General features: G+C 46.9%; 11 protein-coding genes and 1 pseudogene. 10 read left to right on the forward strand and 2 right to left on the reverse strand.

The window, feature by feature from the left end; translation table 11 throughout:
- Positions 1-57: 57 nt before the first annotated feature.
- The 3 genes and pseudogenes from rhuM to QUF14_RS22395 form a co-directional block, all read left to right on the forward strand.
- A pseudogene (gene rhuM, locus QUF14_RS22385) lies at positions 58-219 on the forward strand (RhuM family protein); the annotation flags it as partial.
- 398 nt (positions 220-617) lie between these two features.
- Complete coding sequence (locus QUF14_RS22390) at positions 618-1802, forward strand: sugar efflux transporter (protein ID WP_001171037.1); 1185 nt, start codon at positions 618-620, stop codon at positions 1800-1802.
- 110 nt (positions 1803-1912) lie between these two features.
- The gene (locus QUF14_RS22395; RefSeq protein WP_000535950.1) at positions 1913-2836 is read left to right on the forward strand and encodes a carboxylate/amino acid/amine transporter; all 924 of its coding nucleotides are present in this window, start codon (positions 1913-1915) and stop codon (positions 2834-2836) included.
- A gap of 3 nt (positions 2837-2839) precedes the next feature.
- Here the strand turns inward: QUF14_RS22395 and nlpA are convergent, their stop codons facing one another.
- Positions 2840-3658, reverse strand: a complete 819-nt coding sequence (nlpA, locus tag QUF14_RS22400; RefSeq protein ID WP_000779407.1) for a lipoprotein NlpA — start codon at positions 3656-3658, stop codon at positions 2840-2842.
- A 207-nt stretch (positions 3659-3865) separates the two neighbouring features.
- On the opposite strand from nlpA, the gene yicS reads away from it, so the two are divergent.
- The 7 genes from yicS (at position 3866) to eilA (ending at position 11444) form a co-directional block, all read left to right on the forward strand.
- On the forward strand, positions 3866-4159 hold the full coding sequence (gene yicS, locus QUF14_RS22405; RefSeq protein ID WP_001306625.1) for a protein YicS: 294 nt from the start codon (positions 3866-3868) through the stop codon (positions 4157-4159).
- A gap of 301 nt (positions 4160-4460) precedes the next feature.
- Positions 4461-4958, forward strand: coding sequence for a SycD/LcrH family type III secretion system chaperone (locus QUF14_RS22410; protein WP_000443167.1), 498 nt, complete (start codon positions 4461-4463; stop codon positions 4956-4958).
- 9 nt (positions 4959-4967) lie between these two features.
- The gene (locus QUF14_RS22415; protein WP_001024899.1) at positions 4968-5150 is read left to right on the forward strand and encodes a hypothetical protein; all 183 of its coding nucleotides are present in this window, start codon (positions 4968-4970) and stop codon (positions 5148-5150) included.
- Between the two features lie 55 nt (positions 5151-5205).
- Positions 5206-6987 (forward strand): YopB/SseC family type III secretion system translocon subunit, encoded by a 1782-nt coding sequence (locus QUF14_RS22420; protein WP_100733694.1) that lies wholly within the window; start codon positions 5206-5208, stop codon positions 6985-6987.
- Between the two features lie 12 nt (positions 6988-6999).
- On the forward strand, positions 7000-8151 hold the full coding sequence (locus QUF14_RS22425; protein WP_000257044.1) for a hypothetical protein: 1152 nt from the start codon (positions 7000-7002) through the stop codon (positions 8149-8151).
- A gap of 43 nt (positions 8152-8194) precedes the next feature.
- Complete coding sequence (locus QUF14_RS22430; protein WP_000608448.1) at positions 8195-9544, forward strand: IpaD/SipD/SspD family type III secretion system needle tip protein; 1350 nt, start codon at positions 8195-8197, stop codon at positions 9542-9544.
- 202 nt (positions 9545-9746) lie between these two features.
- Positions 9747-11444, forward strand: coding sequence for a HilA family transcriptional regulator EilA (gene eilA / locus QUF14_RS22435; protein ID WP_001176833.1), 1698 nt, complete (start codon positions 9747-9749; stop codon positions 11442-11444).
- Between the two features lie 51 nt (positions 11445-11495).
- Here the strand turns inward: eilA and iatC are convergent, their stop codons facing one another.
- Positions 11496-21179, reverse strand: coding sequence for an inverse autotransporter adhesin IatC (gene iatC, locus QUF14_RS22440; protein WP_286333084.1), 9684 nt, complete (start codon positions 21177-21179; stop codon positions 11496-11498).
- Between the last annotated feature and the right edge of the window lie 180 nt (positions 21180-21359).

Here is a 21359-nt window from a genome sequence, read left to right on the forward strand (position 1 = left end):
CCAACCCCTTGTAATACAGTCAATCCAGATATTTTCTACTGCTCAATATTTAATCGGCTTCAGGAATACCTGATCAAAGGTTTTGTGATGGACGATGAGCGACTGAAGAATCCGTCTGTCGGTTCTTCTGTCCTCGAACGCATCCGCGATATTCGCGCCAGCATGCGCCGTGTTTATTTGCAGGTGATTTGCCCCCCTGCTGACTCTCAGCCAACTGTATCGCCATTAAGGTGAAGATGTTGTTTTACACGCCCCAAAACACCCTTTTTTTATACGACGATTCTATTCCTTTAACCGCTGGCGAAAAAAACTGACCTATAAACTTCACCAATAATCAGACTGCCATCAAGATTAATTTTTTCATTTAATATATCAAATAAACTTGTTTTATTTTTACTATCAAAAATAGCTCATTGCCTTACTATAATTAATATATAAATTCGGTGATTAATTCTTAACATGCTTTTGCTAATAATCTCAATTGCTGGCCCTATAATATTGCGCTAGCATTGCTTTCTGGTGGTATCAGCGATACTCAAAAATTCTTAATATAATACTCATTCGACTGGTACTTATTTGTAACTCAGTTATATTTTGTCGCCCGGTGATTCAGAAGAATGCAAAAAATGGCTACCACTCCATCAAAAATACTTGATCTCACTGCCGCGGCATTTTTACTTGTCGCCTTTCTGACTGGTATTGCGGGCGCTCTCCAGACTCCCACCCTAAGTATATTCCTCGCAGATGAACTGAAAGCCCGTCCTATAATGGTAGGTTTTTTCTTCACCGGTAGCGCTATTATGGGAATTCTGGTCAGTCAATTTCTGGCAAGGCACTCCGATAAACAAGGCGACCGTAAATTACTGATCCTGCTATGTTGCTTATTTGGAGTGTTGGCCAGCACTCTTTTTGCGTGGAATCGCAACTACTTCATTCTCCTCTCTACGGGCGTACTTCTGAGTAGTTTTGCTTCCACTGCAAACCCGCAAATGTTCGCCCTCGCCCGTGAACACGCCGACAGAACAGGCCGTGAGACGGTCATGTTCAGTACATTTTTACGTGCTCAGATCTCGCTTGCCTGGGTTATCGGGCCACCGCTCGCTTATGAGCTGGCAATGGGATTTAGTTTTAAAGTGATGTATCTCACCGCTGCCATCGCATTTGTTATTTGCGGTTTAATAGTCTGGTTTTTTTTGCCATCAATACAAAGAAATATTCCTGTCGTTACCCAACCCGTAGAAATTTTACCCTCCATCCATAGAAAGCGAGATACACGGCTACTTTTTTTAGTCTGTTCAATGATGTGGGCGGCGAATAATCTCTACATGATAAATATGCCGCTATTTATTATTGATGAACTGCATCTAACCGATAAACTGGCTGGAGAAATGATTGGTATTGCTGCCGGTCTGGAAATTCCGATGATGTTAATCGCAGGCTATTACATGAAACGTATTGGCAAGCGACTATTAATGCTCATTGCTATCGTGAGTGGTATGTGTTTTTACGCCAGCGTACTCATGGCGACGACTCCGGCAGTTGAGCTGGAATTGCAAATTCTAAATGCCATTTTCCTTGGTATTCTCTGTGGTATCGGCATGCTTTATTTTCAGGATCTGATGCCTGAAAAAATAGGCTCTGCGACAACGTTATATGCAAATACCTCACGCGTCGGCTGGATTATCGCCGGCTCTGTTGACGGAATTATGGTTGAAATCTGGAGCTACCACGCGTTGTTCTGGCTGGCGATAGGGATGTTGGGTATTGCGATGATTTGCCTGCTGTTTATTAAAGATATTTAGCTCACCAGTCTGAGCTAAGAAAAATCGGCGTGGCGCAAACAGAGCCATCCTCGCCATTTTTGCTATCATGCCTGCATACATAAACGACAAAACAGTATGCAGAGGGAAAAATGGGTTCCACCAGAAAGGGGATGCTGAACGTTCTGATTGCCGCCGTGTTGTGGGGAAGTTCAGGGGTCTGCGCGCAATACATCATGGAGCAAAGCCAGATGTCGTCGCAGTTTTTGACTATGACGCGTTTGATATTCGCCGGTTTGATTCTGCTGACGCTATCATTTGTTCATGGTGATAAAATCTTTTCTATTATTAACAATCACAAAGATGCCATTAGCCTACTGATTTTTTCCGTGGTTGGCGCGCTAACCGTACAGCTCACTTTTTTGCTAACCATCGAAAAATCGAACGCAGCCACGGCAACGGTGCTGCAATTCCTCTCACCGACGATTATCGTCGCCTGGTTCTCACTGGTGCGTAAATCCCGCCCGGGCATTCTGGTTTTTTGCGCTATTTTGACATCGCTGATCGGGACTTTTTTATTGGTGACACACGGTAATCCGACGTCATTATCGATCTCTCCGGCCGCGTTATTCTGGGGCATTGCCTCGGCATTTGCTGCTGCATTCTATACCACCTATCCCTCAACGCTGATTGCCCGCTATGGCACGTTACCGGTCGTCGGCTGGAGTATGCTCATTGGTGGTCTGATCCTGCTGCCATTTTATGCCAGACAAGGGACAAATTTTGTGGTTAATGGCAGTTTGATTCTGGCGTTTTTTTATTTGGTGGTCATTGGTACGTCCCTGACATTTAGTCTGTACCTGAAAGGAGCACAATTAATTGGCGGTCCAAAAGCCAGCATTTTAAGCTGTGCAGAACCATTAAGTAGCGCGCTGCTCTCTTTGCTGTTGCTGGGGATCACATTCACATTGCCGGACTGGCTGGGCACACTGCTGATTCTGTCATCGGTGATTTTGATTTCAATGGATTCCCGTCGCCGCGCCAGAAAAATAAATCGTCCGGCGCGGCATGAGTGAGAATTACCAGCCAGGCACCGCGCCACCGTTAAAGATGGTTTCTGCCGCTTTAGCGACTTCGGGCGATTGATAAGATTGCAGAAATTCCTTCACGTTTTCTGCATTCTTATTATCTTCCCGTGCCACCAGAATATTCACATACGGCGAATTCTTATCTTCAATAAATACGCTGTCGTGCACCGGAGAAAGCCCGGTCTGCTGAATGTAAGTGGTGCTGATAATCGCCACATCAACTTTGGGATCATCCAGTACGCGCGGGAGCTGCGCCCCCTCGAGTTCCATAATCTGCAAATGACGAGGATTCTCGGTTATATCCAGCGCGGTAGGTAGTAACCCTTTTCCCTCTTTCAGAGTAATTAGCTTCTCTTTTTGCAACAGTAAAAGCGCGCGACCAAGGTTGGTCGGGTCGTTGGGGATCGCCACTGTCGCGCCTTCTTTTATTTGCGCCACGGTTTTGATTTTTTTGGAATAACCCGCCATGGGGAAGACAAATGTATTTCCCACCGCTACCAGTTTATAACCATGCGCCTGATTATCTTGTTCAAGAAAGGGTCGATGCTGGAAGACGTTCGCATCAAGCTCGCCATGATTTGTCGCATCGTTCGGTAGCAACGAACCGCTAAATCCTACCAGTTCAACATCGAGGCCATATTTCTCTTTTGCCACCTTTTTAGCGACTTCCGCGACATCTTGTTCTGCGCCATTAATAACGCCCACTTTAATGTGCTTTTCATCGCTGCTGCTCTGGTCGCAACCTGCCAGCAGAATTCCTGCCAGTAATAATGCGGCCCCCGCCCGTAGATGATGTGTTGTCAGTTTCATTTTTTATCTTTTTTTAATCGTTAACTGACTATAATGGCAAGATCACTACGATTTAAAAAACGAAAAGCTATCGAATAGAAGAAAAAGGTATATAAAACTGGCACTTCTTACTGACCACGCAAACACCTTTCGTACAGCATGATGAGAGCGGCAAAAGCAAACTACACTTATGCTTCATTCGATGCACATTTGCAGAAGGTTGCAGCTATGAAGCCAACGATGCTACTCATGATTACCGTATTCCTGACTTTCCCAGCCATTTCTCAGGCCGAGTCGCCATTCAGTTCTCTACAGTCGGCAAAAGAAAAGACCACGGTATTGCAAGATTTACGTAAAATTTGCACGCCACAGGCGTCATTATCAGACGAAGCGTGGGAAAAATTAATGTTGTCTGATGAGAGTAACAAACAACATATCCGCGAAGCTATTGTGGCGATGGAGCGTAATAATCAGAATAACTACTGGGAAGCGCTGGGTAAGGTGGAATGCCCGGATATGTGAATTTCGCACACCTCCGCGCTCAGGCCAGCAGCCACTGACGTACGCTCGCACATCAGTAAATCACCTGCTTTTTCAAATTCCAATCAGAATTGAACCCGTTCATCAGGATTGTGGATAAAATTCCCTCTACATTATTTTCATTTCATCACATAGAAAATCTTATCTCATTGAAACAATACTTGTTTTTAATGCAGAAAAGGAAGTCCAACGGATGGGCATAAAAATGAGCGAATTTTGATATCACCACCCTCTAAAAAATGGTGAAGTCTGAACAAAGAATGTTCGAAAGGAGAGAGTAGAGATGGAAAGCGCAAATCTGGATTTAGAAGAAAATAAAGAAATTGCCAGTAAGTTCGAACGTGCACTAGGTATGGGAGCAACGCTTGCAGAACTGCATGGCATAACCCCGGATACCCTTGAAGGCGTTTATGCTTACGCTTATAACTTTTATGAAAAAGGAAGACTTGACGAAGCTGAACTCTTTTTTAAATTTCTCTGTATTTATGATTTCCAAAATTATAATTATTTAAAGGGATATGCCGCCGTCTGTCAGTTGAAGAAAGATTATCAAAAGGCATTCGACATGTATCATATCTGTTTGATGCTATCTCCCGATAACGATTTCTCTTTGGTTTATTATATGGGCCAATGCCAGATGGGCTTAAAAAACATTAAAATGGCCACGGAGTTATTTAATACAGTAGTAACCTACAGTCAAAATGAAAAAGTTAAAGAGATGGCTAATGCTTATCTTGAACTCTTGACAGCCAATTCCGAAGAGGAAGTTCAAACAGAGTGAGTCGGCAAAATGAACATAAACGTAAAAAAATCTCCTTTTACGCCTGAAGAAGCAACCAAGAAATATAAAGAGGAAGCAACAATTGATTTAAAAAACAACTATGCCAATAAAATAAATGAGAAGAATAACAATAAACACATTGCTTATTTTCCCGTTGATGCCATTTTAGATGGAAATAAACATCTGCCATGAGTTAAATAATAAACAGTTAATTAAGCCAGATGATAGCTTAAAAAGGAGGTGAATTATGTCGGCACCGATTACGGGACAGACGATCACGTTTGAACAAATCAGCGAAACATTGCGTACACAATATAGCGATGAGGAAAAAAGACTGCAGGACAGCAGCAAAACGCAAGTTGATCCCATGCGGCTTAATAAAAACCCGAAGTCCCTTGATAACGATATTCGCGCTCGTCTTGAAAACAAACCTATGCTTGCTCCGCCTGAAATGCAGGTTTCAGATTCAGACAACGCCACTACAGCAAAGACGAACGATGCCCGCCTGACGATGATTTTGGGTAATCTAACAGGCATTGCCGATCAGGATATTACAACACGTTTGCATAATAACCTTGACAGCACCCTGCTTCGACACGAAATGGCACATAATAAGTTTCGTGAATTAAGTGACGATTACTCCTCGTCATTAGATTCCGCGCAAAAAGCCGACGACATCATGCATCAGGCCAATAATAATTACAATGCGGTCGATAAAAAGGTGCAATCGCTGGAGAAAAAAGTCAATACATTGAATCAAGAGCTGTCGCAACTGCAACCTGGCGATCCGCAATATAATAAAGTACTGACGCAAAAAAATGCGGCTGAAAAAACACTCACGCTGTCATTACAAAAAAAATCGTTAGCTGAGAAATCGTTAAATACAGCCATTATGGATGCTGATGCTGCGATCGGCCAAAGTATGGAAGTTTTTGACGAAATTCAACAGCAAGAACAGATTAATAACTTCACCACCAATATTTGCCTGACACAGGAAAACCAGAAAAACAGAAACGCGACAGCCACATTTATCCTTTTGATTACCTCAGTAATGGAAGTTATTGGGGACACCAATTGTGAATCTATTAAAAATCAATCTGAGGTAATGAAAGAGATTAACCATGTCAGGGAAAATAAACTCAATGAAACAGCACATAAATATACTACCACGACTAAAGTTTTAAAAATAGTTAATGAGTGTGTAACTGTAGTTACCTTTGCCGTAAGCGCAGTCTTAATTGTTGTTGGTCTTCTTGCTGCAGTTCCAAGTGGTGGTTCAAGTATTGCGGGTGCATTGGCACTTATTGGAGGAATAGCGGGCGCAGTAGTATTAGGTGTAGATATCACTTGTCAAATCGCTCTGGGCACCACGGCTACCGGCTGGATTTTAGGGAAAGTTGTAGAAGGTCTTTCGGCTGCGATTAAAACAGTTGATCCCACTCTGCTCGCAATCACCGCGCTTCTGGACGTTATTGGTGTCGATCAAGATACGATTGAACTGGTTAAAAGTATTTACGCAAGTGCAGCCGCTTCTATTGTCATGGCGACAGTAATGATTGGTGCAGCTGTAATATGTTCTGTAGCAATAGGGGCCGTTGTTTCTGCATTATCAAAAACAGCCGCCGAAGAAGTCACCAAAGAAATAACAAGCACTATAAAATCAACCATTGAATCAATTATTAATTCAGTTTCAAAAAATATTATAAAGGTATTAGACAGCGTATGCAGCGTGCTACAAACATCAGCCGTAGTGTTGAAGTTGATTGCCAAAATAAGTAATGGCCTGGAGAAAATAGGCTTACTCATCTGTGCAATAGCAACATCGACGATGAATTGTTTTGTTGCTGGAAACTCTGCCGACATGGCAATTTTACAACAGGACATGAGTAATCTATCAAAAACGCGTGAACAAATGCTTTCAGTATTGCAAAGGGTGGATAAAACCGTCGAACAAGAGGTAAGCCAGATGGTACGAGTATTACAACACCGAACTGAAGCCTTAAAATTTGCTTCCCATTCTATCGTATAAGAGGGTTTTAACATGGCCACCTATGAAATTAAAAATGCGTCCAGCACATCTAATATTAACAGTCTTGATAAAACAATCTTTGATAGAGATTATAGTAAAAAAAACAACATACCAAATGATAATAAAATTGTGCAATACTATAACCTTAAAGATATTAATCATGACATAAGCTCGCAGTTTATAATATTAAAAAATACAGACAGAGAAGTCTGTCCGGAACTAAGAGTAAAACTATTGGATAATCTTAATTACTCAAGGAGTACGCTAGATAATTTGAGGGGTGACCTTGACCAAGCTACAATTTCATCCAGTCAATCAAGCAGTTCTGCAGAACAGAGTTCTATTAAAATATCTAAATATAATATCCTTGATATGCTAGATAATTTGACCATGCGACAACAGGCTGTTATGGAGGAATTTTTAAGGGTATTCACATCAATGTATAAAGCCTCTGCTATGTCTGAGGCTATTATGAGCAACGTTTTTGAACAACTTGTCCAGTATCAGAAAACAGAAACCGTACACGCTACAATGGCAAGTTCGGCTGGTGTTCTTGCCGGGTCAACAGTTGGCGCAGCCGGAGCTGCAGCATCTGTTGTAGCAAATTTCAGAAGCCCTCCCGAAAAGATGCAAACCCTTACACCTGATCAGAAGCACACTATCAGTGGAACTGATGATAAAACACAGCGAGGATTAAAAAGGGAAGTTCAAGATCAACAAGCTTATCTCAAGCAAATAGATGAAGAAATAAAAACAACAACGAAAGATACAACACTTGATGAAGAACAAAAAGAAGAGACCCTGAAATATTACGATAAAGAAAAAGAAACTACGGAAGAAAAGATTAGAGATAAAAACGAGCGTATTAGTATAAAACATAACAAAAGATATAATAAATATTTTACTATAGGTAAAGCAGATGTACTTTCACAGCTTGTTAATCAATCAACTCAAGCATCACTTAGAATTCTAGAAAGTACTACTCATGCAGAAAAAGAAATTGTTGAGCAAGCTAAAAATGTGATGCATTCAGTTATGAGTAGCTATCTGGATCAAATTAATCGTGATGTTCAAGGAAGAGATCAGGCACTCAATTTATTACAGCAAATAATACAAACCATTATTGATACTGATAGTGCTATCGTTCAAGGCATTCGCTCATAAATTATTGCAATAATAGTTAATTATATTTAAGGAGGAATGACACATGATTAATAAAGATAATAATTTAAATATAGATATTTTACGTCAGCAGAATGCAAACATTCCTCTTAAAGAGGCATCCTCGCAAAGTGAGGAGCCTCATCAACTGGAAAACAGCAAAAGCGAGGGTAATTTGTATAACAGCGCCAGTAAGGATAATAATATTGGCGCTATGCTCAAGAAAGATGTTGAAAAACTATCAACTTTAGTCAGTGAACGTAGCCCGCGAAATGAAGACTGGAAATGCCAGCATGACATACAACTCAACTTCGTTAAAAACATGCTCAGAAATTTCCCAACTGAGAACCTGTCAGAGAAAGGATCTGCGCTCTTACACGAAAGTTATTCGCTGATAAAAAAAGTTCTGCAGCTTACAGAAAATGTTAATACTATTGACGGAAAATTAAAGGATCCCGCTAAAATATTGACCTTGCATAACTCTGTGAGAAAAAACCTGGCTAACGTTGCTCACAACGCAACCGGGTCAAGTGCAATGGCATCGACCAAAGGTACCTTAAATCACGCTATCGCTTCTTTAGAGAGTTCTGCGCCTGAAATGAGAAGTTCAGCAACCAGCAGTACTTTAACGGCCAGTAGTTCAAACGAATTTAAAAGTGATAAATATATATGCAGTGATATTGCTGATTTGATGAGTGTGCTCGGTAGCGACTACCTCGAAATTTATGCGAATAGCGTTGAGATAATGAGCGCATACTGGCAGGACTTCAGTGAACATATCCAAAGCAATATGGGAAAATGGACTCACTCTAATAAAAAAGGCGATGCGATAATTTTTGATGTCAATGCATTTCAAAAGGCCTTGATGCATTTTTATTATATCGATAAATATCCTAATGGTGATTTCCACTATCATTACAATCCAGACTATGTTTTATACCCTCCGGCACCTGCTGACAAAATTGGTGTACCACTAGAAGAAGCAGAAAAATGGTGCGCCGCTTTAGGACTTCCGGTAATTCCACCCGATCCCAAACACCGCACCCCTTCTCCGATTGTTGAAGTTGAACCACAAGGTAGCGGTTTATATGTTATTATTCCCAACCCTCAGATTATTGACAGTATGAGTCAATCTTCAGATTCAATGGTGCACAGGGATAATAAAGGGAAGGAAAAAAACATATCTAAAGAATTCACCGGTTATGAAATAAGCACAGCTGAATACCAGGCATGGTTAGCGGGTTATAATGGGCAAGCAGAAAACATGAAAACCGATGTGCAGGTTATCACGACTAAATACAGTACAGCCAACTCCACCTACGATACAATTATCAAATTATTATCTTCAACCATTACTGCGTTGTTTGATTCAGCAAAAGATTATTTGCGTTTCTGATTAAGTAACACCCACAATTATCTTCCACTATCTGGTCCCGAAAAATGGGACCAGCGTTTCATATTATTAAGCATCAGCTTTCATTCATTTCTTCATCACAATCTTACAAAATGAGCGTTTTTTGATAGAGCAATTCTGCCAATACTTTATTTTATATTGATCAAATTAATACTATGAATAGAGAAAACGGAAGGAGCGTTCTATGCAACTGCAACATGGAAAAAATAATACACAACAATATATATTTGGCGACTTTGTATTAAAAAACAATGGAATATTATTATTCAAGAATAAAGAATACCATATTCCCCCCAAAGAACTTGGGGTTATCATTCTATTACTTAATGCTGACGGTGAAATTGTTAGCAAAGAAGAGATTATTGATAAGGTCTGGAGCGCAAGTGTTGCCAGTGATGAATCTTTAACACGGTGTATTTATGCATTGCGCAAACTTTTGCATGAGAATAAACAGTGTAAGTATATCGAAACGGTCTATGGTCGTGGATACCGTTTTACTGTACCCATTGTGATTGTAACCGATAATGAACCGGTAAAGTCGACTACCACTCTTGCTGTTTTTCCATTTCGTACCGAAGGTTCAATCAATGTTCTAAAACTGCATTACGAACTTGTGCAGGGCCTTTCAAAATATGCTTTTTGTGGTTTAGATATTTTACCTGCCTCGGTAACGAATGAGGCCAGCGATTTCTCCACTATCCATCAGTTTATCAATAAAACAGGTCCAGAATATTATATTATGGGTCAGGTCGTTCACTATGGTAAAAACTGGCGTTTATTTATTGAATTAATCCATGCCAGAACACATAAATTGATTGATCATCAAAGTATTGATTTCAACCCCGATAATCCTCTTTCCGTATTATTATCACAAGTAATTAATATTCTTATTGAAAAAATACCCAATATTAATTTTAAATCTATTAATACACAACAAATGCCATCTCTGGATTCTGCTGTTATGTATATGAATGGCAGAATGGAAATGTATCGTTATACACCAGAGAGTTTGAAACGAGCATTAGTAATATTTAGAGATTGTGTGAGTACGCAACCGCAAAATACCTTGCCCTACTGTTGCCTGGCGGAATGCCATATATCATTAGCACTCCTTGGACTCAGTGAACAAAAACAAGCAATAACTACGGCAGTATCCTCCATTGAAAAGGCTCTTGAAATTAACCCTTCAAATTCTCAGGCATTGGGTTTACTGGGTTTAATCAGTGGGCTAAAAGATGAACATTCAGTGTCTAATGTGCTATTTAAGCAAGCACATTTACTCAAACCTAATTCGCCAGACGTTTATTATTATCAGTCTCTGCTATGCTTTTTGAACGGTGATCTTGCAAGAGCATTTAATCTAATAGAAAAAAGCATTGCTCTTGAACCCAATAAAATGGGCATAAGCATTCTTAAATTAATTATACTTTATTATACATCCCCCCTCGATAACGCGATATCTTTTGCATTAAATCTGAATAGTCAAAACACCTGTAATAATCCAATTATTACCTCTATTCTGGCTATGTTCATGGCACTGAAAGGACATAATGACAAAGCCAAAAGTTTATTGCTTAAACTTGAGCCTGAACATGGTCTTGATTACAGCTGTGTTAACTCGCTTTATACGAAGTTTCTGATCTATGGCGCATCTATAAAAAATGACATTATGAAGTTACTGGCAAATATTAACACTAACAAAATCAATGGTGTGATCTTGCCGTTAATTTACACTGTTTATGGTAAAAAAGAATATGAAAAGCGCTGGCAACAATTAGTTAAAGACAATGATTTATGGTCAAATGTTTTGCTTCACGACCCTCGTTTGCTCAATGTAAAAAATGAATTTAATACTATCAGTGCGATGCGTACTTCTGCGTAAGAACGAAGAGAAATTGCCCTGCTGATGCAGGGCAATTTAGTAGTTATTTCGTTAAAAATATCTCACACACAAACCAGAAGACTTTCCTGATCCTGGTGTTGGTGTTGATATACCAGTTTCAGGATTGAATTTCTCGTGAACCCCTATAAGTACAGTACTTGTCCAGTAATCCGTACTGCTAAATGTACTGCCATAAGCTTTCAAATTACCATATTCTCCCCACAACGTACCTACTTTTCGTGGAACTACACCACTACTTGGTCGCTGCGCTAATTCTAAAGATGACGCCACTTGTCCATAGCTATTGCATGATGCATTTATAATATCCCAAGTGTTATTACTGGCAGCACCTAAACTAGTAAACCATTTTTTCATCTTGAATTTGAATACAACATTATTCCCTTTACCATCTTTTGGTTTCCCGGTAATAGTGATTTCACTATTTAGGGGCAGACTTATTGTGACTTCTCCATTATTGTTAACATTAATACCATAGATGCCTGCCGTCCAATCATAATCTGTATTCTTCATATTATGGGTTAATACTAAGGTGAATTTAGCCCCATCAAATCCTGTTTCAGGAAAACCATCTGCCGCCCTGAATATTGCACCATTCACACTCAGTGAATCGACTGCCACAAAAGGAAGGATGGTATAGGAAGGTTGCCCGTTTACACGCCAACCGTTAATCTGCAGAAATGAATTTAAGTTCTCTCCTTCTTTGTAGGCCATATAGGTACGCTCATATATGCCATCACCCAAATATATCCATTTAGCCCCTTCTTTCTTCTCCACATTTTGTAAGTACACTGCATTATCCAGCAAATCCAGACCGTTATCCAACGGGTTACCAAAATCATCAGCTAATAAAACACTGACAGGTAAATCCGCCCCAACAACCACAACATCATCTCTTATACGAAGCTGTGAACCATGCGGACTCGCTTCACCCGGTTTAATAGTATAATTATTTGAATAATTGGCATCGCTCCAACCAACCATCTTCAGTTGTGCATTCAAATTCACTTCCGCGAAATGCGCCATATACTGTCTTTGATATTGCCCATTGCCGTTGTATATCCAATTATTACCCTGGATAGGATCTGCATTCCTGACTTTTACGTTTTCCTCATTAAGCTGAGCGACACCATCAGTAATAAAGTTACCCTGAGCATCACTAAGTACAACAGTCACCGTTATGCTCTCCCCAGCGATATATACCGTTTTGTCCGTGATAATCGTGGACTGAGTTTTTGCTGCTGCACCTGGTTGTATCCCGTATAGCGCGGAATCAATCTCCGTTGCCCATGTTTTTAATTTCAGACTGGCAACCAAATTTTTCTCGGCAAACCATGCTGTCCAGATCATGGTATATTCACCATTATTCTGTTCGACCCATTGCATCGAATCGGGGACTGCGCCGCCCACCGTAAAATTATCGATATATGATTCGATAACTCCTGATGTCAGCCCTAAAGCCGGGTTACCAAACTCATCCCGCAACGTTACTGTGACAGTTAATGACTCCCCGGCGATATATGTCGTTTTATCTGTCCTGATGGCTGAATTTGTTTGCACCGGAGCGCCACTATGGATGGAATAACTCTCTGATTGTTTACTGCTGCCCCACTCAGGCAAAGTCAACGTCGCGTGGTGAGAGTCTCCTGCCATTTGCGCCGACCATGTAGCAGTATAAACACCGGCGGTTTCAGACCATCCTCCTGAACGTACGGCTCCTTCCACTATTACGTTATCACCAGACAGTAAGGACTCGCCCCCTTCAACCAGGTTACCGTGCGCGTCTTTCAGCGTCACGGCGACGGTTATAGTGTCGCCAGCGGTGTATGCGTTTTTATCCGTGGCGATAGTTGATGTAGCTTGCGCCGGAGAACCGGACTGTATGTCATAGCGATCTGACGTTACACCATCACTCCACGTCTGCAATTGCAGGTTGGCGTGCTGATTGGTACTGGCAATCGTCGCCATACGGGTTGTGGTATACACGCCACCTGATTCAACCCAGCTTCCCGTTTCTGACGGGTCGGTGCCAGCCACCGTAAGCACACCATTAGCGGCTAACTGTGAAGCTGCACCGGTTACCAGATTATCGAACGCATCCCGGAGCGTTACCGTGATGGTGATTGTCTCTCCAACCGTATAGTTCGACTTATTTGTTTCAACGGTTGAAGTGAGCTGCGATGCATCACCCGGTACAAAGGTGATGCTCTGACTCTGGCTGCTACCGTTAATGCTGGCAGTGACCGCACTGGCTCCGGCGGTCTGGCTGGTGACGGTGATTATTGCCGCGCCGTCCGGCCCGGTGATAACCGTCGCGGCAACCGCTGCCCCGTTGTCCGCTGAGACGCTGACCGTCTGTCCGGCCAGCGCATTGCCGAACGCGTCGGTGACTTTCACCCGCAGCGTGTTCGCCGTCGAACCGTCTGCCACTGAGCCGTCCTTAATGACCACCAGATCCACGATCTTCGCGGTGCTGACATCAGCAATAAACGTCACGTTCTGGCTCAGAGTGCTGTTGTTGATGGTTGCGGTAACTGTACTGATGCCCGCCGTCTGGCTGGTGACGGAGATTTCCACGGTGCCGTCCGGCCCGGTGATAACCGTCGCGGCAACCGCTGCACCGTTGTCCGCTGAGACGCTGACCGTCTGTCCGGCCAGCGCATTGCCGAACGCGTCGGTGACTTTCACCCGCAGCGTGTTCGCCATCGCGCCATCTGCCACTGAGCCGTCCTTAATGACCACCAGATCCGCGATCTTCGCCGTGCTGACATCAGCAATAAACGTCACGTTCTGGTTCAGAGTGCTGTTGTTGATGCTGGCGGCAACGGCACTGATGCCCGCCGTCTGGCTGGTGACGGTGATTATTGCCGCGCCGTCCGGCTCTGTGATAACCGTCGCGGCAACCGCTGCCCCGTTGCCCGCTGAAACGCTGACCGTCTGCCCGGCCAGCGCATTGCCGAACGCGTCGGTGACTTTCACCCGCAGCGTGTTCGCCATCGCACCATCTGCCACTGAGCCGTCCTTAATGACCACCAGATCCGCGATCTTCGCCGTGCTGACATCAGCAATAAACGTCACGTTCTGGTTCAGAGTGCTGTTGTTGATGGTTGCGGTAACTGTACTGATGCCCGCCGTCTGGCTGGTGACGGAGATTTCCACGGTGCCGTCCGGCCCGGTGATAACCGTCGCGGCAACCGCTGCCCCGTTGTCCGCTGAGACGCTGACCGTCTGTCCGGCCAGCGCATTGCCGAACGCGTCGGTGACTTTCACCCGCAGCGTGTTCGCCATCGCACCATCTGCCACTGAGCCGTCCTTAATGACCACCAGATCCGCGATCTTCGCCGTGCTGACATCAGCAATAAACGTCACGTTCTGGTTCAGACTGCTGTTGTTGATGCTGGCAGTGACGGCACTGATGCCCGCCGTCTGGCTGGTGACGGAGATTTCCACGGTGCCGTCCGGCCCGGTGATAACCGTCGCGGCAACCGCTGCACCGTTGTCCGCTGAGACGCTGACCGTCTGTCCGGCCAGCGCATTGCCGAACGCGTCGGTGACTTTCACCCGCAGCGTGTTCGCCGTCGAACCGTCTGCCACTGAGCCGTCCTTAATGACCACCAGATCCGCGATCTTCGCGGTGCTGACATCCGGGATAAATGTCACGTTCTGGTTCAGAATGCTGTTGTTGATGCTGGCAGTGACCGTACTGATGCCCGCCGTCTGGCTGGTGACGGTGATTATTGCCGCGCCGTCCGGTTGCGTGGTGACCGTCGGAGCGACCGTTGCGCCATTGCCTGCCGTCACGCTGACCGTCTGCCCGGCAAGTGCATTCCCGTTAGCATCGGTGACCTTCACCCGCAGCGTGTTCGCCATTGCGCCGTCAGCCACTGAGTTATCCTGCGTCACCTCCAGACTCGCGATCTGCGCCGTGCTGACATCGGCGATAAACGTGACGTTCCGGCTCGCGGTACTGCTGTTGATACTGGCGGTGACCGCACTGGTGCCCGCCGTCTGGCTGGTGACACTGATTTCCACCGTCCCGTCCTGCCCTGTGATGACAGTCGGAGCGACCGTTGCGCCGTTGCCTGCCGTCACGCTGACCGTCTGCCCGGCAAGCGTATTACCGAACGCATCGGTCACCCTCGCCCGCAGCGTGTTCGCCGTCGAACCATCTGCCACGGCGTAATCCTGCGTCACTTCCAGCACCGCGATCTTCGCCGTGCTGACATCAGCAATAAACGTCACGTTCTGGCTCAGAGTGCTGTTGTTGATGGTTGCGGTAACTGTACTGATGCCCGCCGTCTGGCTGGTGACGGAGATTTCCACGGTGCCGTCCGGCCCGGTGATAACCGTCGCGGCAACCGCTGCCCCGTTGTCCGCTGAGACGCTGACCGTCTGTCCGGCCAGCGCATTGCCGAACGCGTCGGTGACTTTCACCCGCAGCGTGTTCGCCATCGAACCGTCTGCCACTGAGCCGTCCTTGATGACCACCAGATCCGCTATCTTCGCGGTGCTGACATCCGGAATAAATGTCACATCCTGGCTCCGACTGCTGTTGTTGATGCTGGCGGCGACGGCACTGATGCCCGCCGTCTGGCTGGTGACGGAGATTTCCACGGTGCCGTCCGGCCCGGTGATAACCGTCGCGGCAACCGCTGCCCCATTGCCCGCTGAAACGCTGACCGTCTGTCCGCCCAGCGCATTGCCGAACGCGTCGGTGACTTTCACCCGCAGCGTGTTCGCCATTGCGCCGTCAGCCACTGAATTATCCTGCGTCACCTCCAGACTCGCGATCTGCGCCGTGCTGACATCGGCGATAAACGTGACGTTCCGGCTCGCGGTACTGCTGTTGATACTGGCGGTGACCGCACTGGTGCCCGCCGTCTGGCTGGTGACAGGGATCTCCACCGTCCCGTCCTGCCCTGTGATGACAGTCGGAGCGACCGTTGCGCCGTTGCCTGCCGTCACGCTGACCGTCTGCCCGGCAAGCGTATTACCGAACGCATCGGTCACCCTCGCCCGCAGCGTGTTCGCCATTGCGCCGTCAGCCACTGAGTTATCCTGCGTCACCTCCAGACTCGCGATCTGCGCCGTGCTGACATCGGCGATAAACGTGACGTTCCGGCTCGCGGTACTGCTGTTGATACTGGCGGTGACCGCACTGGTGCCCGCCGTCTGGCTGGTGACACTGATTTCCACCGTGCCGTCCGGTTGCGTGGTGACCGTCGGAGCGACCGTTGCGCCGTTGCCTGCCAACACGCTGACCGTCTGCCCGGCAAGCGTATTACCGAACGCATCGGTCACCCTCGCCCGCAGCGTGTTCGCCATTGCGCCGTCAGCCACGGCGTTATCCTGCGTCACCTCCAGACTCGCGATCTGCGCCGTCCTGACATCGGCGATAAACGTGACGTTCCGGCTCTGGCTGCTGTTGTTGACGCTGGCGGTGATCACACTGGTTCCGGCCGTCTGGCTGGTGACACTGATCTCCACCGTGCCGTCCGGTTGCGTGGTGACCGTCGGAGCGACCGTTGCGCTGTTGTCTGCCGTCACGCTGACCGTCTGCCCGGCAAGCACATTACCGAACGCATCCGTCACCCTCACCCGCAGCGTGTTCGCCATTGCGCCGTCAGCCACGGCGTTATCCTGCGTCACCTCCAGACTCGCGATCTGCGCCGTCCTGACATCGGCGATAAACGTCACATCCCGGCTCTGGCTGCTGCTGTTAATGCTGGCAGTGACCGCACTGATTCCGGCGGCCTGGCTGGTGACAGAGATCTCCGCCGTGCCGTCCGGCTGTGTGGTGACCGTCGGAGCAACCGTTGCGCCGTTGCCTGCCGTCACGCTGACCGTCTGTCCGCCCAGCGCATTCCCGAACGCATCGGTCACCTTCACCTGCAGCGTGTTCGCCGTCGCGCCGTCTGCCACCGCGTTATCCTGGCTAACGACCAGATCCGCTATCTTCATCGTCCTGACATCGGCGATAAACGTCACATCCCGGCTCTGGCTGCTGCTGTTAATGCTGGCAGTGACCGCACTGATTCCGGCGGTCTGGCTGGTGACAGAGATCTCCACCGTGCCGTCCGGCTCTGTAATCACCGTCGGAGCGACCGCTGCGCCGTTGTCCGCCAACACGCTGACCGTCTGCCCGCCCAGCGCATTACCGAACGCATCGGTGACCCTCGCCCGCAGCATATTCGCCATTGCACCGTCTGCCGCTGAGCCGTCTTGCGTCACCACCAGCTCCGCGACCTGCGCCGTGCTGACATCAGCAACAAAGTTCACCGTTTTACTATCGCTGCTTTGATTGACCTTAGCCTCAACAGTGCTGGCATCCGCTACGGTACTACTCAGCACAACCTCCGCCATGCCATGCACATCCGTCCTGATGTCTGCACTCTGCCCTGCATTGGCAAATACAGCCGCCCCCTTCGTCACCGTAAAGGTGACGGTCTGCTCTGGCAGCACATTGCCAAACTGATCTTCCACCCGAACATTCACCGTATGTTGATCGCTACCATTGGCCAGCACATCCAGGCTACCCGTTGTCACTTGCATCGCGACGATTTGTGCGCTGGCGGCATCGCCACTAATACTGTAAACATTTGAAGTCAGGGCGCTCGCCCAGCCGGACATCTGTAGCTGTGCTTTTAAACCGGTGCCAGGAAGTAAAGCGGTATACGTTGCGGTATAAATGCCTTTTTGATCTTCATTCCAGGTAATGCTTTCCGCTTTTGTATTTGGCAGCTGGATAACCTGGCTGATAGCGTCTCGTTGCCCCCCGACCAGGTTTTCATAGCTATCCTTGAGCGTTACCGTAACTTTAATCGCACCGCCTGCGGTATAGGTCGTTTTGTCGGTAACGATAGAGGAATAAGCCAGCACAGCTCCGCTTTCGCGGATGACATACGCATCGGATTGCTGCGCGCTACTCCATGTCGATAGTTTCAGCGTGGCGTAATGGCTATTGCCAGCAATCTTCGCGGTTCGGGTGGTGGTGTAAACGCCATCAGACTCTTCGCTCCAGTTACCCGTTTCATTTTTATCTGTACCGCTCACCTCGACCACACCGCTACCCGCCAGCAGCGAAGCCATCCCTTTCACCAGGTTTTTCTGCTCATCCATAAGGGTAACTGACACTTTTATCTTGCCACCCGCGGTGTATGACACATCGTCCGTCTTGATGGTGGAGGTTAGCTGCGAGATATCGCCAGTGATAAAGCTCACTTCCACAGACTGACTACTGCCATTGATCTCGGCCTTGATAAGACTGTTTACCGCCTGGTCACTGGCAAGGTTAACGCTGGCAATCCCGTCTTTATCTGTCGTCACAATACCGCCATTTGGATCGGCAAAAACCGCCGCACCATTCACGACCGTGAAGGTAACATTTTGTCCCTGCAGTAAATTTTGATGCACGTCCCTGACCGTCACAGCGACGGTATTGTGATCGCGTCTGGCGACTGCGTTATTCGCGGTGATCTGCATCGCAGCGATTTTGGCGGTATCTTTATCACCCGCAATACTGAACGCATCCGAATGCTTGGTTTGCCAGCCGGGCATCGTCAGCTGGGCCGTTAATTTGTCGCCAATGAGATGGGCCGTATAGTTTGCTTTGTAAACTCCCTCACTTTCTTCCGTCCAGGCACTAACAGCATCAGTCTTCGTGTTGTCTACTTTAACAGCCTGTTTAAGAAGTTCTTTTCTTCCGGTAACCCCGTTGCCATTCTCATCTTTCAGGGTCACTTTTACGCCTATCGGCTTACCCGCGACGTAATTATTCTGGTCTGTTTCAATCATGGAGTCCGCTCGGGATGCCATATTAGCCACAATGGCAATCAGCGCTGGTGTTTTAGCAACATCGTCGCCGTTAAATTGTGGCATCAGCGACAACGCGCCTGACGTCTTCCCGGAGGTAACTAACTGGGTATAGGTTCCGTTACCGTTGTCTTTCCATTCGCTTAGGGCGAAATCTTGCAAACCTTTCGCATGGGTTTTTAATGTCATACCCGGGATAGGCTTGCCGCTGGAATCTCGCGCGGTATAGGTCAGCGTTGAGGTTGATTTTCCATCAGCAAGCAGGATTTGCAGATCGACAGAAAGCGTTGAATCGGCGAGGCTTAGTGTGGGTTTTTCCACGACTACCATACTTTCTTCACGCCGGGAGAAATTTCCTTTCGAATCTTCCGCTGTAACCGCTATCGGGTAAGTGTTGTCGGTTTCAGGCATTGCCGTGAATCGGTAGGGAGGAATGGTGACCTGAATATCCTTGCCGGAAACAGCTACTTTTCCGCCCGCTGATTGCAAGGAAGCGGCTTCGATGTCATAACCTTTCAGCGCGTATTTGGTTTGTAAGGAAGAAACCAGCGATTTAACCTCGCCCGGCTTGCCTTTCAGCGGATCGGTCAGCGTCAACCGCACCAGCTCTTTCTTGCGATATTCGAGGACAATATTGCTATTACGATCGACCAGGTCATAGCGACTGCCCGCAAGGCTGCGTCGTGCTGCAACTTCAGCCGGATCGAGCTGTTTTTGCAGTGAATGACCGGGTTGCAACGTCAACTCCATACCAATTCGGGTGTCGTTTTCTCCCTGTTTGCCCTGCCGTTGCTCGGCACTAAAGGAGATCAGGGGAACGGGGGTGTAACTCAAACCTGCGGTAATCGCGTGAGGATCATTTTGTCGCTCGTCTTTACCAAACAGCGCCACTTCATCGCCATAATATTGTTCATAGACCAACTTGCCGCCCAGCTGCGGCCAGGCCGGTAACCAGCCTTCGGCGCGAAGATCCCACCCGTTCGCCGGACGTGCTTCATAGTCATTGTCGAGTTCCGGTGCACTACGCCAGTTACTGAGGCGCAGATAACCGTTGCCGCTCAGTTTAAGGTAATCGCGCCAGTATTCAACGCCCATCCCGGTTCGGGTGTGATAGCGGGTCAGGTCATGATCGATAAACATATTGACGCCAGACATCCAGCTCGATGTGAAATAACGCCAGCCGATACCGTGGTTGGTTTGAGTGCGATCATCCGTACGGTGAAGTGTGTGCTGGCTGAAGACCAGGTTATCTGGCGTTTCGTACCAGGGATGGAGAAATTCAAATGAAGAGCTTTTAAGGCTGAAATCTTCATCAACACCCAGAGATACCCGGGCAGTTCCCCAGCGGCTGAGCCAGTCTGTCGCCTGCGCAGACACAGAAGAAGCCACCCAGCCACGCGCCATACTCGCAGCCTGTTCGCTGTCCATATCGCGCGCTAAAAGTGTCCCACTTTGTTGCGCCACTTCCGCGACCTGCATTTGTGGATCTTTACCGTCGCGCTCCATCTGCATTGCTTTCAGAGTGCGCGCTTCAGGGCTGTTACTGTTGATGAGTGGTACATCTATCTCATCGCCCTGACGCACATTGTCAAAGCCCCGCGCAAAGGTACGGAACTGATTCAGGCGACGTAATTCATCAACGGTAATACCAAAGCGTGCCGCGACCGTTGGTGGCGATTCCAACGCCCCCAAGGTGTATGGAATAGTTTTAACGTTCGACAGGATCAGTGACGCGGCAGTATCCGAATGCGCAGGGTTAACATGCGTAGGGGCAGCAGCCATAACAGGGAAAATAGTTTGTGTTATCAGGCAAATACCGGCGGTCAGACGACGTAAACGATCCCCCAATCCACATATGGTTTTATCACCCCGACGATCGCCATTCCCATGCGCTTTCCCTGCCATTTGTCATCCCTGTCGCTATGCGTTCAGATTAAATGACCTTTCTTTAACATGAGGGAAAATGATGATTCATGATTAGCAAATGATGAATGCTGGTAGAAGAATGGAAATAACAACAAGATAAGAACAATGCCTGATCAATGGTTATCAGGGGAAGAACAGGAGAGCTTTCCCGCCAGAGCA

The organism is Escherichia sp. HH091_1A (assembly GCF_030295175.1).
Taxonomy (GTDB): Bacteria; Pseudomonadota; Gammaproteobacteria; order Enterobacterales; family Enterobacteriaceae; genus Escherichia; species Escherichia coli_F.

Bases quoted from the DNA above. Each gene is read 5' to 3' on its own strand.
- QUF14_RS22415 (WP_001024899.1), top strand. From the start codon at position 4,968: ATGAACATAAACGTAAAAAAATCTCCTTTTACGCCTGAAGAAGCAACC.
- QUF14_RS22390 (WP_001171037.1), top strand. From the start codon at position 618: ATGCAAAAAATGGCTACCACTCCATCAAAAATACTTGATCTCACTGCC.
- nlpA (WP_000779407.1), bottom strand. From the start codon at position 3,658: ATGAAACTGACAACACATCATCTACGGGCGGGGGCCGCATTATTACTG.
- yicS (WP_001306625.1), top strand. From the start codon at position 3,866: ATGAAGCCAACGATGCTACTCATGATTACCGTATTCCTGACTTTCCCA.
- QUF14_RS22425 (WP_000257044.1), top strand. From the start codon at position 7,000: ATGGCCACCTATGAAATTAAAAATGCGTCCAGCACATCTAATATTAAC.
- QUF14_RS22395 (WP_000535950.1), top strand. From the start codon at position 1,913: ATGGGTTCCACCAGAAAGGGGATGCTGAACGTTCTGATTGCCGCCGTG.
- QUF14_RS22430 (WP_000608448.1), top strand. From the start codon at position 8,195: ATGATTAATAAAGATAATAATTTAAATATAGATATTTTACGTCAGCAG.
- QUF14_RS22420 (WP_100733694.1), top strand. From the start codon at position 5,206: ATGTCGGCACCGATTACGGGACAGACGATCACGTTTGAACAAATCAGC.
- iatC (WP_286333084.1), bottom strand. From the start codon at position 21,179: ATGGCAGGGAAAGCGCATGGGAATGGCGATCGTCGGGGTGATAAAACC.
- eilA (WP_001176833.1), top strand. From the start codon at position 9,747: ATGCAACTGCAACATGGAAAAAATAATACACAACAATATATATTTGGC.
- QUF14_RS22410 (WP_000443167.1), top strand. From the start codon at position 4,461: ATGGAAAGCGCAAATCTGGATTTAGAAGAAAATAAAGAAATTGCCAGT.